Annotated in this window: 18 protein-coding genes, 1 pseudogene and 1 other annotated feature; of the genes and pseudogenes, 2 read left to right on the top strand and 17 right to left on the bottom strand. The window is 35.0% G+C overall.

The features are described 5' to 3' along the window. Nucleotides 1–66 precede the first annotated feature (66 nt). From MKY70_RS11170 to MKY70_RS11110, 13 genes are all read right to left on the bottom strand, one after another. The gene (locus MKY70_RS11170) at nt 67–945 is read right to left on the bottom strand and encodes a class I SAM-dependent methyltransferase (RefSeq protein WP_341026377.1); all 879 of its coding nucleotides are present in this window, start codon (nt 943–945) and stop codon (nt 67–69) included. Between the two features lie 121 nt (nt 946–1,066). Then, nucleotides 1,067–1,279: a hypothetical protein gene (locus MKY70_RS11165; protein WP_256486261.1), complete on the bottom strand. Its 213-nt coding sequence runs from the start codon at nt 1,277–1,279 to the stop codon at nt 1,067–1,069. Nucleotides 1,280–1,296: 17 nt separating this feature from the next. Next, entirely contained in the window at nt 1,297–1,638 is a 342-nt protein-coding gene (locus MKY70_RS11160) for a DUF2085 domain-containing protein (protein WP_341024225.1), read from the bottom strand. A gap of 245 nt (nt 1,639–1,883) precedes the next feature. Next, nucleotides 1,884–3,572, bottom strand: coding sequence for an arginine--tRNA ligase (gene argS / locus MKY70_RS11155; RefSeq protein WP_341024223.1), 1,689 nt, complete (start codon nt 3,570–3,572; stop codon nt 1,884–1,886). Between the two features lie 45 nt (nt 3,573–3,617). Continuing rightward, nucleotides 3,618–3,832 (bottom strand) — a binding site (T-box leader). A gap of 40 nt (nt 3,833–3,872) precedes the next feature. Continuing rightward, entirely contained in the window at nt 3,873–4,649 is a 777-nt protein-coding gene (locus MKY70_RS11150; RefSeq protein WP_002031642.1) for a class I SAM-dependent methyltransferase, read from the bottom strand. 49 nt (nt 4,650–4,698) lie between these two features. Then, nucleotides 4,699–5,133, bottom strand: a complete 435-nt coding sequence (locus MKY70_RS11145) for a BrxA/BrxB family bacilliredoxin (RefSeq protein ID WP_002012568.1) — start codon at nt 5,131–5,133, stop codon at nt 4,699–4,701. Between the two features lie 82 nt (nt 5,134–5,215). After that, nucleotides 5,216–5,599: a thiol-disulfide oxidoreductase DCC family protein gene (locus MKY70_RS11140; protein ID WP_341024220.1), complete on the bottom strand. Its 384-nt coding sequence runs from the start codon at nt 5,597–5,599 to the stop codon at nt 5,216–5,218. A gap of 3 nt (nt 5,600–5,602) precedes the next feature. After that, entirely contained in the window at nt 5,603–6,730 is a 1,128-nt protein-coding gene (locus tag MKY70_RS11135) for a conserved virulence factor C family protein (protein ID WP_016094150.1), read from the bottom strand. Between the two features lie 156 nt (nt 6,731–6,886). Next, nucleotides 6,887–7,225: a single-stranded DNA-binding protein gene (locus MKY70_RS11130; protein WP_341024217.1), complete on the bottom strand. Its 339-nt coding sequence runs from the start codon at nt 7,223–7,225 to the stop codon at nt 6,887–6,889. A 161-nt stretch (nt 7,226–7,386) separates the two neighbouring features. Continuing rightward, entirely contained in the window at nt 7,387–7,641 is a 255-nt protein-coding gene (locus tag MKY70_RS11125) for a DUF4318 domain-containing protein (RefSeq protein WP_341024215.1), read from the bottom strand. A gap of 105 nt (nt 7,642–7,746) precedes the next feature. Beyond that, nucleotides 7,747–8,478, bottom strand: coding sequence for a Bax inhibitor-1/YccA family protein (locus MKY70_RS11120; RefSeq protein ID WP_113734561.1), 732 nt, complete (start codon nt 8,476–8,478; stop codon nt 7,747–7,749). Between the two features lie 75 nt (nt 8,479–8,553). Beyond that, entirely contained in the window at nt 8,554–10,449 is a 1,896-nt protein-coding gene (locus tag MKY70_RS11115) for an ABC-F family ATP-binding cassette domain-containing protein (protein WP_341024212.1), read from the bottom strand. Next, nucleotides 10,446–11,093, bottom strand: coding sequence for an HD domain-containing protein (locus MKY70_RS11110; RefSeq protein WP_002065130.1), 648 nt, complete (start codon nt 11,091–11,093; stop codon nt 10,446–10,448). The genes MKY70_RS11115 and MKY70_RS11110 overlap by 4 nt, the downstream gene beginning before the upstream one ends. 109 nt (nt 11,094–11,202) lie before the next feature. On the opposite strand from MKY70_RS11110, the gene MKY70_RS11105 reads away from it, so the two are divergent. Further along, a complete protein-coding gene (locus MKY70_RS11105) occupies nt 11,203–11,880 on the top strand; it encodes a hypothetical protein (RefSeq protein ID WP_341024211.1) in 678 nt (225 codons plus the stop codon). Nucleotides 11,881–12,448: 568 nt separating this feature from the next. On the opposite strand, the pseudogene MKY70_RS11100 reads toward MKY70_RS11105, so the two are convergent. The 4 genes and pseudogenes from MKY70_RS11100 to MKY70_RS11085 all read right to left on the bottom strand — a co-directional run bounded on the left by MKY70_RS11100 (nt 12,449) and on the right by MKY70_RS11085 (nt 14,023). Beyond that, nucleotides 12,449–12,713 (bottom strand): annotated as a pseudogene (locus MKY70_RS11100) (hydrolase). Between the two features lie 62 nt (nt 12,714–12,775). Beyond that, nucleotides 12,776–12,943, bottom strand: coding sequence for a hypothetical protein (locus tag MKY70_RS11095; RefSeq protein ID WP_084667385.1), 168 nt, complete (start codon nt 12,941–12,943; stop codon nt 12,776–12,778). Between the two features lie 91 nt (nt 12,944–13,034). Further along, the gene (locus MKY70_RS11090; RefSeq protein WP_341074509.1) at nt 13,035–13,169 is read right to left on the bottom strand and encodes a hypothetical protein; all 135 of its coding nucleotides are present in this window, start codon (nt 13,167–13,169) and stop codon (nt 13,035–13,037) included. Nucleotides 13,170–13,507: 338 nt separating this feature from the next. Further along, complete coding sequence (locus tag MKY70_RS11085) at nt 13,508–14,023, bottom strand: DUF3231 family protein (RefSeq protein ID WP_088032745.1); 516 nt, start codon at nt 14,021–14,023, stop codon at nt 13,508–13,510. Between the two features lie 346 nt (nt 14,024–14,369). Between MKY70_RS11085 and MKY70_RS11080 the strand changes: the two genes are divergently transcribed. Then, complete coding sequence (locus MKY70_RS11080) at nt 14,370–14,699, top strand: WGxxGxxG family protein (protein WP_002165182.1); 330 nt, start codon at nt 14,370–14,372, stop codon at nt 14,697–14,699. The last annotated feature ends 350 nt before the right edge of the window (nt 14,700–15,049 follow it).

Here is a 15,049-nt window from a genome sequence, read left to right as displayed (position 1 = left end):
AATGATAACCTATCCATATTAGAAATGTAGCAATTCTCCTTCTCCCTTACTTTTCTAATATGATATTTACTTCTTTATTTCACCAAATGTAATTTTCATATTCGGAGCATATACTAAAGATGCATGTATATGAAACATTTCAAAAAATCGTAGTTCTGCTTCATATTGAGCGAGTGCACCAGCAAATGTTAAGCCCCGACTCATTAAACGGTCTATAAATTGCTGTTTATCACCTGGACTGCCCGCAATTCCCTCTTCTTTTAATGAATGATACAAACTATATTTATCATTATGGTGCATATTAGAGTCTAAAAAGTTCACCTTATCACTTACTCTACATTCGATATTTCCCACACCCAATTCACTTAAATACATAGGTATTTTGATACCGATATTTCCATCTTTATCGTTTCTCTGTGTGTCCCTTTCAAATAATTTCTGCAAAATACCTATCTGGATAATTTCCGATTGATTCTCTCCATCTAATACGTATGAAGACATATTTGACATCCAATGTGGTTCAAAACAGATTATTTTACCACCTTGTTTAATTGAATGTATCATCTTCTCTAGCATCGTTTTTGGGGAACTCATATGTAATAGGAAAGCCTGACAGATTGCTATATCATATTTATTTTCCAATTCAATTTCTGTAGCATCTCCTTCAATAAATTCTGATTCATATGGAAGCGAACGAAACAACTCTCTCGCTTCAGCTATTAATGCTTCCCCGCTATCAATGCCTGTATACTTTGATCCCTTTGGAAGCAATGGCAACAAAACTAAACCTAAATAACCATATCCACAACCATAATCAACAATATGTACCGGTTCAGAAATCTTCCAAACTGTATTTACTAAAAAACTTAAATAATCGTCATTGTAATATAAGTCTCTCGTATTTTTTAAATATGTTAGTTTGCTGTTCCAATCATACTCTTTCAGGTCCAACACCTCCTTTTATATACAAAACTAAAGTTCTCCATTTAATAGTCACATTCCTACACTTCTAATAAAAAAAGCTAGTATACCTTAAATGATACACTAACTTTTCCACTCGCATAATTTAACAATTACAATCAGTATAATCGGTACAAGCTAATGTACTGCAATCACAGTTTCTATGTTCGTCATTTCTTTTTAGGTGAAAATAGAGTAACACAATAAATATTGTACAAATAACAAAAGCAATTATTGCTTCTATATTTCTTTCATAAATGAAAAAACTAATCCCGCTTCCTCCTGAAATAAGAATTAAAACTAAGTAGATCCAAAACATGTAAAGTTCTCCTTCCGTTAATATATGCTTTTAGATGTTATCCATATAATGCTAGAGGCAATAAATAGCCCCATACCATTACCGCTTAATAAACCAGTCGTTACTCTTAGTAAATTTGTGCTGCTTCTCCATTTCCATTTTTGGGTGAATCCATCAATAAGTAACGGAATTTGAGCGGAAAATGATAGTATTATTGCAGGCAGAAACGAAGGTGTCATATAAAAATAAATTGGAAACATTAAAATACCGATAAACATGCCTGTACAACGCGCACATAAAGGTATGTATTTTTGTAGTTTAAGAAAACTTCTTTCCGATAGTCTATGACAAGGAATATGTAAAATGAAAGCTCGAATCAATACGGACCATCCTCTCTACAAATATTTTAATTGATTTCACAACATAATTATAGAGTTCTTACACTTCGCAGCGTATAACTCTTTATAGATAAGAGTTTATTTAAGAAAATACAAAAAGACAAGACAGGCTAATAATCGCCTGTTTTGTCTTTTTGTTACTCTATATTACGCTTTAATTTGATCTGTAGTTTATTAGTAAAGTAATGTGAATATTTCTCTCGGCGCATAAGCACAAAATTTTTATTTTACATCTCCTCAGGTGCCCCCACCCCAAGTAAACGTAATCCCTCTTTTAATACAACCGTCACAGCGTACACTAATGCGAGTCTACTGTCTTTCTCTTCGCTCTCTTCTAATATACGAACATTTCCATAATATTTATTGAACGCTTGCGCTACATCTAATACGTATTTTGAAATAGTAGATGGCTCATTTTTGTTGAAGGCCGCTTCAATTACTTGCGGGAATTTATTAAGTAATTTTACGACACTCCAGCTATAATCATCTTTTAATGCAAACGTACAAGTTTCAAATTCTACACTTTCTTTTCTTAAAATTGAACAAGCACGCGCATGTGTGTACTGTACATATGGTCCTGTTTCTCCTTCAAATTTCAACATATTTTCTAATGAGAATTCGATATTATGCATACGCTCATTTTTTAAATCGTGGAAGATAACTGCTCCAATACCGACTTGTTTTGCCACTTCTTCTTTTTGTTTTAAATTCGGATTTTTCTCTTCAATATTTTGTTCCGCAAGCGCAACAGCTTCTTCTAACACTTCTTCCAATAAAATAATTCTGCCCTTACGTGTCGACATTTTCTTACCATCTTTTAATATGAACCCGAACGGTACATGTTCCATACCATCGACCCAGTCATAACCAAGCTTTTTTAATACAGTGAAAAATTGATTGAAATGTAAGCTTTGTTCTGGGCCTACAACATATAACGCTTTATCAAATTCGTATGTGTTTTGACGATACAATGCCGCTGTTAAATCACGCGTTGCGTAAATAGTTGCACCATCTGATTTTCTAATTAAACATGGCGGCATACCTTCTTCTTCTAAATTAACGACTAATGCCCCTTCTGATTCTTCCAGTAAGTCGTACTCTTCTAAAATCCCAATAAAGTCTTCCATTTTATCGTTATAGAAAGCTTCTCCTTGAAAGTTTGTAAATTCCACACCGAGAAGTTCATAAATACGAGAAAATTCTTTTAAAGACTCATGACGGAACCAATTCCAAAGTTCGACTGCTTCTTCATTTCCTTCTTCTAGTTTTTTAAACCATGATCGTCCTTCTTCTTCTAGTTCTTTGTTCTCTTTTGCTTCTTCATGAAACTGAACATATAACTTAAATAACTCACGAATTGGATCCTCTTTAACAACTTCTTCATTTCCCCATTTTTTATATGCGGTAATTAACTTTCCAAACTGCGTGCCCCAATCGCCAATATAATTGATTCCGACAACTTCATACCCACATTTTTCGGCGATATGTTTCAGCGAATTACCAATCATTGTAGAACGTAAATGCCCCATTGAAAAAGGTTTCGCGATATTAGGAGAGGAATAATCGATAACTACCGTTTTTTCACATCCAAAGTGATTTTGACCGTACTCTTCTTTCTCCGCTAAAATTATTTTTAATACTTCATCACTTACTGTTTCACGATTAAAAAATACATTTACATAAGGACCAACAGCCTCTACTTTCGTAAAGAATGGATCATTTAATTTCTCCGCCAATTCCTTCGCTATAATAGCTGGTGATTTTTTATATTGCTTCGCTAGTGAAAAGCATGGGAACGCTGCATCTCCGAATTCATCTTGTTTTGGTGTTTCGATTAAATCTAAAATTTGATTTTGTGTTAATTCATTCGTAAAAATATTCGATAAACTTTTCGCAAACTGCGTTTTATAATTCATACTATAACCTCCTTATTTTTTAAAACACAAAAAACTCGTCTCTAAAAAAGAGACGAGTTTTAACCCGTGGTACCACCCTTGTTGTTCATTTCGAACCACTTTCCCGTTTATAACGAGGACAGGGGGCCTCGGCTTACTCTACTATTCGTTCAAGAAGCGTCTCCGAAGTGCGCTTCATCTTTTTCTTCTGCACTAGGCTCACACCATCCCTAGCTCGCTTTCCTTCTGAAAAAGATTACTCTCTTCATCACAGACAGTATATTTAATTAATTATTGCTTATTATACATCTTTTCAAACAATTAGCAAGGGTCAATTACACCAAAGTGAAACTTAGCACTTTTTCTTTTGTATACTTGAAAATTATGTTTTTCAAATCTAGAACTACGGAAATGATCTTTCAGAACGACACGCTTTCTCGCCACACGCTTCGCTTCCGCAATTGTTTCGTCAGTAATATCATGATACAAAGCGAAGTGTTTTAATCCTTTTATTCCATCTGATTCTATAACAGTTTCTTCAAACATCGGATCAAGGTAAACGACATCATAACTATTATCTTCACATTGTTTTAAAAATGAGTAATGCTCCGTTTGCTTCACATCGATTCGTTGCATTGCCTCATCAATTTCAGAAACAGATGAAGACCATGTTTTTAAACCATTTCCCATAATATAAGCCATATATTCATTGCCTTCAAGTCCCGTTACTTTTCCGCTTTCACCAACAATATAACTAGCTACAATACTATCTGATGCCATACCGAGCGTACAATCTAATACTGTCATTCCGCTCTCTAATTTAGCAGCTTGTACAAACGGATCGTGCTCTCCGCGCATTAACCTTTTCACACGAAACATCGCTGAGTTTGGATGAAAGAAAAACGACTCTTCCGTACCTTTTGGATAAATGGCTAATCGATTTTTCCCTACGACAAGTACATCTTGTTCATACTGCTCATGCAGTTTATGTACTGGTATGTCATTACGTTTAACGAAAGAAAGATTTAATTCTGCTGCTACCTTGTTTGCATAATCTTTCATTTCTTTATTTGTTCTTCCTGCTGTTGTTACTATCATTTTTTCACCTCTATATAAAGAAAAGAGGGAGATTCACTCTCCCCCTACTTTAGCAATTCTTTTCGAAAGCTTGTTCTAAGTTTGTAATAATTTCATCCATTGTTGCGCCTTCAATTTCATGACGGTGAATGAAGTGCACAACTTCTTTTCCTTTTAGTAATGCCATAGATGGTGAAGATGGAGGAATTTCTCCGAAGTATTCACGCATTTTTACAGTAGCATCTTTATCTTGACCTGCAAATACAGTTACAAGATGATCAGGTTGTTTTTCAGCACGTACAACCGCTTGACCTGCTGATGGGCGTGCTAAACCAGCTGCACAACCACAAACAGAGTTTACAACTACTAAAGTTGTACCTGATGCATTCTCCATAAATTCTGTTACAGCTTCTTCTGTAGTTAACTCTTCAAATCCAGAACGCACTAACTCTTGGCGCATTGGAATTACCATTTGACGCATGTATTCTTCATATGCATTTGACATCTTGTATCTCTCCTTCAACTTTCATTCCAAATTTATCATATCACGCTCTATTAATAGGTGCAAAAGAAAGATAACGATGATTTCATTTTTTTGTAGGGATTTCACAAACCCCTTCACGACAGTGTCCAACTGGGACAAGTTTTCTATTGTTGGCAATATAATCGTATACTTTACTTCCAAATCCAAGTACGATAGATAGTTTTATAAAAGGTACTGCAAACCAATAAGATGGAACGGCCTTTGCTAATACGTTAATGCTATGAATTCCGTCATACCACTTATTATTTTTTAAAATATACAATCTTTGTTCCATCTTACTTTGTAATTCTTGAGAAAGTTCATACCTCTCAACTACATCTTCATCTCGAAATGAAACAAATTTCATCTTACCCTTTTTATCTAATCTTTTCGTACGTTCTGCAACCGCCGTACACATCGGGCACCAATTATCATAGAAAACAATCATAAACTATTCCCCTTTACGAGACTCCGTCATTTGCTTCCATACTGATCCTTTTGCTTCTTCGCCGCCTTCAATACGTTCTAAAGCTAAACGTGCTTGCATCGCCACTTCAAACTCCGGATCATCTTCTGCTGCTTTTAGTGCCGGAATTGCACTTTCATCACCAAGTTCAAATAAGAACATTGCTGCACGCCAGCGTACTAATTTACTTGAATCTTTCAGAGATTTAATCATAACGAACATCGCTGCTGGATCACCTACGTCCGATAAGCAATCTCCTGCTGTACGACGAACACTTACTGAACGATCTAATAACGCTTTATATAATAACGGCAATACTCCATCACCTTTTACCATACCTAAATAAGCTGTTGCTAAACGGCGGATAGATACTTTCTCATCATCTAATGCCATTTTCAATACCATCATATCTTCTTCCGTTGGATCCATTTGTTCTAAAGCTGCAAAACGGTTTTTCCAGTCAGAATCTTTCATCATCTCTTCTGTTACTTTATATGGCTCACGCTTTTGAATCGTTACTTCAACAGCACCTGCTTGATCTAATAATTCTTTAACCGTTTCATTTACACGTTCTTCTGAATAAGCAGCAATAATTTCTTCTACTACTTCTTTCCCGATTTCTTCAAAATTACCGTAACGTGTACTTTGCTCTACCCACTTACGCTCTTTCACAACGTTAGGTGCAGACATTTGCACTTTCATAATCGATTCTTTAAAACGATCAGGTAAACCAACACGCTCTTCTGAGGTCCCATCTGTTAGCTTCACTTGCATCGGAATTGTAAAGAACATTTGAACAAACACTTTCACTTCTCCAAAATGAGAAAGTTGTTGTTCTTCGCTTTCTTCCACTATTTCTTCACCGAAAACAGCACGAACTTGTTGTAATAAAACTTTCCAGTCATACTTCGCATTTCGCTCCACTGCTAAAAAGTCTGCAACATGATACACACCTTTAATGCCTTCAATCTTCAAAATTTCTTGCACTTGCACTGGTGCTTGTTCTTTATTTTCATTTGTATAATTATTACGCGCTCCTGATGGTAATACTTCATTCAAAATAACTTTCATTGTATTCGGACTTGGCGTCGGTTCAATTGCTTTAATTTTCACGTAAAAATACTCTCCTTTATTGCGTGTTCTTAGCTGTATTGTAACATGTTACCCCTTTATACTCCTACTCGGATGCTTAATTTTATTGATTTCTTCCCATCATCATACTTTCTCTTTCCACCTAATTAATCCGAAACTATCGTTAAAAGTCTAATATTATTGCGATGCACCCTCCCGCCTTCTCTCTAAAAATGTAATATTCTCAATCAGAACTTCAGTTCTATATACTCTCTTTCCTTGTTCATCATCGTAATTACTCGTATGAATACGCCCTGTAATCCCAACAAGTGAACCCTTCGTACAATATTCTGTTACATTTTCAGCTGATTTTCGCCATACGACACAATTTATAAAATCTACTTGTTGTTCACCTAAACTATTTCGAAAACCTCTATTCACCGCAACACATATTCGTGCATAAGCGACACCTTGTTTTGTGTAGTATAATTCTGGCTCCTTTGTCAATCTACCGATTAATACAACTCGATTCATCATAAGTTATACCACCTCACATATTTTTCTTCATTGTAAAGAAAAATGTTGGAAGGGTAAAAAGCGCAAAATGATATGTTTGTAAGCAAAAATTATTACTTTATATCTTACAAAACTAAAAAAGAAACCCTACACAGTTTAAACATGTAAGGTTTCCAAAAATATTATACTTCACTGCAAGATATGTAATATCCTCCGCGAGCCATCTTTATTTCAGCGCGGTACATTACATTTTCTAAGTAAAAAGTAATCGGTTTAACTTTACTCTCAAATTTCAATTGTTCATTACATTCTGTCGCATATCCTTCAATAGCTGAACGAATGACTTCTGCTGATGGATATGTTAAAGCATCATCTAGTTCTATGAAAAAACTTTTAAAAAATAATTTTTTCATAATCCCTTTCTTCTCTTTCATCATATTCCATCCCCTTCAATTCAAACTTTTTACATCCATATTATACCATGTATTCAATTTATCTTTGAAAGTAAAAAAATCCTGCACATTCCATGCAGGATTTTTTTATTAGTCATTTTTCGTAAAGTAAGAAACGAAACGAAGAATTTCTAAGTATAGCCATACTAGAGTCATCATTAGACCCATTGCACTGTACCACTCCATATATTTTGGAGCTTGGCTACGTGCACCGCTTTCGATTAAATCGAAATCTAGTAATAAGTTTAACGCAGCAACTACGATAACAACTGCACTAATGATAATACCAATTGTACCACCTTGGTGAATATACGGAACAGAAACACCGAACATGTTTAGTAAGAATACGATTAAATACATTACCGCAATTCCCATTGTCGCCGCAATTACACCTGTACGGAATTTATCAGTTACTTTTACTACGCGCGTTGCATATAAAACTAACATCGCAAATAGAATAGAAATTGTTAGTAATACAGCGTTTAAAACGATAGTATCGCCAAATTTCATTGTATAAACCGCTGAAATACTTCCTAACACTACCCCTTCTACCGCTGCATAGATTGGCGCACCGATAGGTGATATGCGTGGGAAGAATATAGACGCAAACGCAACGATTGCCGCAATAACTAAAGCACCAATTAATACTGGCATCTTCATCGTACCTTGCGTCATTTGTATGTATGAATAGACAGACGTTGCAAGCAGCAAGATAAGCATGATAAACGTTTTGCCTACTGTTCCGCCAATAGTCATCGCAGAAGTATTTGCTCCCTCTTTACGGAATGCCTCTTTTTTCAACATTGGATTAGATGTTCTCATTTTTTCCCTCCTAAAATAGGTTCTACCAATAGTGTAAAGTTTTTCTCTTTACTTTTCAATATATGCAGCTTGTTTTTATTTTAATCCTTCAACGATGTCGGATAGTTCACTCCATCGTTCCATCGTTTTTTCTAGCTCTTCTTCTATCTTCTGCCCTGCTTCAGATAATTCTTGGGCCTTTGTGAAGTCAGATCCAACATTCGTAAGTTCTTCTCCAATTGATTCAAGTTTCTCTTCTAGTTGTGCAATTGTATCTTCAATTGTTTCCCATTCACGCTGCTCATTGTAAGAAAGTTTACGTTTACGTTGTTGTTTCGGAGCCTCTTCTACTACTTTTTTCTCCTTTTGAACTTCTGCTTTCTCAATGAGTTCTCTCGTTTTTTCCATTTCTAAATACTCTGTATAACTACCTAGGAATTCACGCACTTCGCCTTCGCCAGTAAAGATGAACAATTCATCTACTACTTTATCTAAGAAGTAACGGTCATGCGATACAGTTAAAACGACACCTGGGAAATCTTCTAAATAATCTTCTAGCACTGTTAATGTTTGTGTGTCTAAATCATTCGTAGGCTCATCAAGTAATAGTACGTTTGGTTCTCCCATTAAAATACGCAATAAATATAACCGTCTTCTTTCGCCACCAGATAGTTTACCAAGCGTTGTTCCATGTGAATGCGGTAGGAATAAGAAACGTTCTAGCATTTGAGATGCGCCAATTACTTTTCCGTCTGTCGTATGAATAACTTCCGCAATTTCTTTAATGTATTCAATCATACGCTGGTTTAAATTCATCTCTTCATTTTCTTGCGTATAATAGGCAACTTTTACAGTTTGTCCTACTTCAATTTCACCACTATCAGGAGAGAATTTTCCTGCAAGCATATTTAATAGTGATGATTTTCCGCTTCCATTTGCTCCGATGATTCCGATACGATCACCAGGCTTCACAATATGATTAAAGTTATGTAATACTGTTTTATCACCAAATTTTTTCGTTACATCTTTTAATTCAAGTACTTTCTTTCCTAAACGACTTCCACTTAGTGCAATATCAACTGATTGCTTCGCTGTTGGTCCTTCTTGTCCCTTCAGCTCATCAAAACGCTGAATACGCGCCTTTTGTTTCGTAGAACGGGCTTTTGCACCACGGCGAATCCAAGCAAGTTCACGACGATATAAATTTTGGCGTTTTGATTCTTGTGCCGATTCTTGCTCTTCACGAAGTGCTTTCGCTTCTAAAAATGTACTGTAGTTTCCTTCGTAGCTATACAGTTTACCGTTATCTAATTCAAAAATACGGTTTGTCACACGATCTAAGAAATAACGATCATGGGTTACAAGTAATACCGCACCTGTATATCTTGCTAAATATTCTTCTAACCATTCAACTGTCTCATGGTCAAGATGGTTCGTAGGCTCATCCAAAATTAATAAATCAGGTGTTTCAATAAAACATTGCGCCATTGCAATACGCTTTTTTTGTCCACCAGATAGGTTTCCAACAGTTGCTGTAAAATCAGTAATTCCTAATTTCGTTAATAACGATTTTGCATTCGCATTTGCTTCCCATGCACTCATCGCATCCATACGTTGCTGCACTGCAAATAATTGTTCCTGTACTTTTTCATTACTTGGATCTTTTTCGATATTTAATAACGATTGTTCATAATCACGAAGAAGACGAATTAAAGGTGTATCACCATGGAACACTTGCTCTAATACTGTTAGTTTTTCATCAAACTCTGGTTGCTGTGATAAATAACTAATTGTATATCCGCGTGAATGCGTCATATCACCTGTATCAGGAGTTTCTAATCCTGCAATAATTTTTAATAACGTTGATTTACCAGTACCGTTTACACCGATAATTCCGACACGTTGTCCTTCTGTAATACTACATGATAATCCATCAAATAACGGTTTTTCTCCGTATGATTTCGATAAGTTCTCCACAGTTAACATTTTCATATTTGTGCATTCCACTCTTTCATAAATTGTTCAATAAACTGTTCCATATAACGATGACGAACTTCAGCCTCTTGTTTTGCTGCGTTCGTGTTCATTAAATCTTTTAGTTTTAAAAGCTTTTCATAAAAATGATTTAAAGATGGATCATTATTTTTTCTATATTCATCTTTCGTCATCACTTCTCGAGGAGGGATAGTTGGATCATACATTAATCTCCCTTTCGCTCCTCCGTATGCAAACGTTCGAGCTATTCCAATTGCACCAAGAGCATCTAAACGATCCGCATCTTGAACAATTCTACCTTCAAGTGACTCAACTGTGCCACCATGACCGCCCTTATAAGACATATTGGCGATGATATGAAGAACATGCTTACTTTCCTCTTCTTCAACACGTAACTCTTCTAACCAATCAGAAACTTTTTTCATTCCTGCTTCTTCACTCTCATTTAACTTCTCATCTGCTACATCGTGAAGTAATGCTGCCATTTCAATTATAAAACGATTTCCCCCTTCTTGCTCGGATAAAGAAATCGCCAATTTATGTACGCGTTCAATATGATACCAATCATGCCCACTCGCATCTTTTTCTAAAATATGCTTTACGAAAGTTATTGTTTTTTGTATTTTTTCTTGTTTTATCATTTTATCTTCACCCAGTTACTTATTGTAACACGCCCGCATTTTTTCATCACATATTTTCTTGTCCGCCCATACACTAGGTGGTAGGCATCATTATGAAGGAGGAATAAAAATGTTCTATAATAACCAACCACCTTACCCACAACAACCTCTTTATCCTCAACATCAGGAACAAAGATATGCTGAACAATATGAGGAGCAAGAGACACAACATCAAGAGCCACAATACGAACAAAATCCATACGCAACACCGCAAAATCAAGAAACTGAACATCCTCAAAACCCTTATGACACACGTCCAAATTATGAATATCCTCAAAATCCATACGTAGCACAACCTAGACAAGAACCTCAATTTCAAGGTAATCCATACGAGACGCAACCACAATATCAACAAAATCCATACCAACAACAAATGTATCAACCAAACTATGACGCACGTGTCTCACCACCTAAACCACCAACAATTGATCCGACGCAACCACAAATTTTACCACCTGGGCCGATTTTAGATATTACACAACCACAAATTTTACCACCTGGACCTATTACAGAACCAACGCAACAACAAATCCAACAAGTTGTCGGTACACAGTTTTTACCTTTAAAGAAACCTGTACTTGATTTCGTAAAACCTTGGGTAGATTACGGTTTGAATGAAGCGAAACATACATCACACAAACATGCTTTAACAGAAGTTGCTGCGATTATGTTCTTAGTTGGTAAAGGATTCAACCCAACGATTGCTCATTATATTGTAGAATCTTGGGAGAAGAATGAGCAGTTTTAGGGGTGTTTATTTTATTTTTGACAAAAATACAAAAGTGTCACAAATGCCTGTTTTATAAGCATTTGTGACACTTTTTATTTGTTATATTTTATTTTAAAAGTGAATTTCATATTTTCCTAAGTGTTTTCATATCATTTGTGAGCAGAATGTAGCGATTTTATTAAATTATATTATTTAATTTTCGCTTTAAAAACAATTAATTTAACATTAATTTCTATAGTGAATCTACTTTACAACTACTTCAGTAAATTAATATTACTGTCCCAACGATGAACTTGTGTGCGGAACAAATTTTAGGATATCAATTCAAATCAAATTTCTTACGAAATGTTAATTTATCAGCCTTTTGTATATTCGATAAATCAAAACAACCCTAAATGCACTAGTAAAATCGGGCATTTATCGGGCATTTTCAATTCTAAAACAAAAGAGCACAACGTGTATATAAAGTGCGACCAACACTCCGCCTACTCACGATAGGCAAACACTTGCTGTACTCTTACGGACTATTTTACAGTACGTAAGGGCTCCTTAGCATTCATAGTTGTTACGCTTCTGTTGTTTGGTTTTATATTCTTTCATTATCCTTTACCTATCAATATTGCATTAGCTTTATCAGCTTTTAATAACTCTTCTAATGGAGTTCGTTCAATATATTCAACAGAATAAAGCATGTGTTCCTGACCATATAGTTTGTAATATTTAATACGATTGATATCTATCTTCGCTCGCTTGTATGTTTCCTAATAAGGTTTTAGATATTTGTTATAAGCTGTTTCATCCACAGCCTGAAGACTGAGTACATCAATCTTATTTTGTAAATCGTTATCCATCTATCCTCACCCCTTATCTTTCTACATAATAAAAAGCACCCGAATGGATGCTTAGATTAAACTTATTCATTATTACTTTCTCTACTTTCATCATTATCTGATTTCGGGTCTAACATGCTTCCTATATCAGGCGGCAAAGTTAACTCTATACCAGCTACTGGTTGATTATCCTCATTAAAATAATACTTCTTCACCTTATTCAATTCTTCATTTTTCTTATTTTCACTCATATTACCCCGCCTTTTATGTATGATATTAAACACTTTACTTAATATGTACATTGAGAAAGATAATATACTATTTTTCCAATTCTCACACTACTTATACAATTTTTGCATAATGAAAGGGCAACCGTGCACCAGTTGCCCTTTCGTCAAAATCTTTTGTTATTACTATATAAATACGGTATTTATTCTTCTTCCAATCACTTAATACCGTTACATTCATTCGCTCCAACAATATTAAGTAACTGGAAGAAGAGCAAAAGCCCTTCTCCTTCTACACAACGTGAATTGCAATTGAATGTGAAAACAAGAAACAACTGTTCATACAATTTACAACCACCGCCACCAGTTATGACGATCCATTTTCAGTTATCAGGAATCTTGTGAGCATTGTTTTCCGCCACTACTCACAATACAAATATAACATGCTAATTCCAAAACAACCGGCACATTTACTGCCAAAAAGCGGTCATGACTCTGCCACTTATTTTAATTCGCTAATAACCTTTATTTTCCTAAACTACCTCACTGCAACAGCCATAAAGAATAGATTGAATTTTCATTTAGTTATTATGCTTGATCTGATTGCAGAACATGTAATGGAGGAGGAATAATCCAACCTTTTTTCTTATTCAGACGAAGTAATATAGCACCAGCTTGTGCTTTTTTCATATGAAATTGACCAAACATCATTCCAACATCTTCTCGAAGAGATTGTCCCATAGCTTGACTACATGCTACCAAACCTGCTGCAAGACCTGCAGAAACCGTTGCTGCAATTTCTGCATCATTAATACGAGCACCAGGAGGAATCGTTTCAATAGATGCAACTGGTCTTTCTGGAGGTGCTGGTGGTAATGCAACACCATTCAATTTTAAGATATTTTTTAATTCTTCAACTTCTGATTGGATATCATTCTCTACAAGGTTCTCTAAAAATTTCTTTAAATCCTCGTCTCCTGTATGGTTAATAAGAACTTGATATCCAGCAATTGCGCCTTGTGCCGCTGCAAGATAACTCCAAATCCCAAAGACTTCTCCGTAGTGCATTGGTTCATTTTGTGGATTTCCACTTAAAATACCCATAAAAATATTCCTCCTTAAAGAAATTAGACTTTCAGCGACAATACTTACTATTGAAAAAATTTTCCCAACCATGCTCTGGATTAAAGAAAATAAGTTCTTATAACTCATAAGGAACACCTTACCCAAATATAGTAATTAACTCTCATAGAATGTACCGTTACCAAAAATTTATTCTTATAAAGAATAAATACATTTCAATTAACTTAATCCATTATTATTAAGTACTTTTAATAATGAAAATTAAAGATGTTTATCATAATTTCAATTCAAATGGTTTTATATATTTTCAACCGAATATTGTCTAAAAGAACTGGAGACATTACTAAATACGAAAGGAGGGAAAAACATGAAGAAAAAACTTTCATCTATTTTAGGTGCCCTATTACTAACTATTATGGTTTTTGGTACAAGCGTCCATGCTGAATACGATGGATATAATACGAATAGAGTTAACAATAATAATATTACAACTCGAGTTAATGACCATAACATGAATAGAGTTAATGACTATAACATGAATAGAGTTAATAATGATGTGAGAACTCGAAATGTAAATACGACAAATGATTTAAATGCTAATCGTCATAAAAATAATAATTGGGCTTGGCTTGGTTTATTGGGACTAGTAGGATTATTTGGTCTTAGAAAAAAAGACAAAGATCCAGAAACACGTTAATGTAGAACATTACGTTTAATTTTAAAAGATATTTATTTTTTAAAAATCAATATCAATTGTGATTTGAACCATAATTTTGCCGCTTGGGCAGGCTTATGGTTCTTTTGGTTTGTGGCGATCCTCCTATAACCTCAATGTTTTCCTATACTGTCCAAGACTGTTTCACCTATTGCTTGTTAAGAACAGGAGGTAATTTCTATGACTGTCAAAATATATGTAAACCACATCCACAGTAAAGAGTGCACCCTATGGAGAACTGTCCCTTTGAGCCCCTCAATCCTTGAAGGGCTCCCACGCTAGTTAATCAAATCAAATAATCTCTTTGCTTCGCTAAATCCGTTTTGATTGAC

Source organism: Bacillus sp. FSL R9-9492 (genome assembly GCF_038007365.1).
Lineage (GTDB): Bacteria > Bacillota > Bacilli > Bacillales > Bacillaceae_G > Bacillus_A > Bacillus_A mycoides.
The sequence above is the reverse complement of the archived record's forward strand: the minus strand, read 5'-3'. Positions and strand labels throughout refer to the sequence as shown.

Excerpts from the sequence above, each read along its gene's own strand:
- MKY70_RS11130 (WP_341024217.1), bottom strand. The coding sequence starts at position 7,225 with ATGATGAATCGAGTTGTATTAATCGGTAGATTGACAAAGGAGCCAGAA.
- MKY70_RS11095 (WP_084667385.1), bottom strand. The coding sequence starts at position 12,943 with ATGAGTGAAAATAAGAAAAATGAAGAATTGAATAAGGTGAAGAAGTAT.
- MKY70_RS11080 (WP_002165182.1), top strand. The coding sequence starts at position 14,370 with ATGAAGAAAAAACTTTCATCTATTTTAGGTGCCCTATTACTAACTATT.
- MKY70_RS11150 (WP_002031642.1), bottom strand. The coding sequence starts at position 4,649 with ATGATAGTAACAACAGCAGGAAGAACAAATAAAGAAATGAAAGATTAT.
- MKY70_RS11140 (WP_341024220.1), bottom strand. The coding sequence starts at position 5,599 with ATGATTGTTTTCTATGATAATTGGTGCCCGATGTGTACGGCGGTTGCA.
- argS (WP_341024223.1), bottom strand. The coding sequence starts at position 3,572 with ATGAATTATAAAACGCAGTTTGCGAAAAGTTTATCGAATATTTTTACG.
- MKY70_RS11165 (WP_256486261.1), bottom strand. The coding sequence starts at position 1,279 with ATGTTTTGGATCTACTTAGTTTTAATTCTTATTTCAGGAGGAAGCGGG.
- MKY70_RS11145 (WP_002012568.1), bottom strand. The coding sequence starts at position 5,133 with ATGTCAAATGCATATGAAGAATACATGCGTCAAATGGTAATTCCAATG.
- MKY70_RS11115 (WP_341024212.1), bottom strand. The coding sequence starts at position 10,449 with ATGAAAATGTTAACTGTGGAGAACTTATCGAAATCATACGGAGAAAAA.
- MKY70_RS11085 (WP_088032745.1), bottom strand. The coding sequence starts at position 14,023 with ATGGGTATTTTAAGTGGAAATCCACAAAATGAACCAATGCACTACGGA.
- MKY70_RS11125 (WP_341024215.1), bottom strand. The coding sequence starts at position 7,641 with ATGATGAAAGAGAAGAAAGGGATTATGAAAAAATTATTTTTTAAAAGT.
- MKY70_RS11110 (WP_002065130.1), bottom strand. The coding sequence starts at position 11,093 with ATGATAAAACAAGAAAAAATACAAAAAACAATAACTTTCGTAAAGCAT.
- MKY70_RS11105 (WP_341024211.1), top strand. The coding sequence starts at position 11,203 with ATGTTCTATAATAACCAACCACCTTACCCACAACAACCTCTTTATCCT.
- MKY70_RS11120 (WP_113734561.1), bottom strand. The coding sequence starts at position 8,478 with ATGAGAACATCTAATCCAATGTTGAAAAAAGAGGCATTCCGTAAAGAG.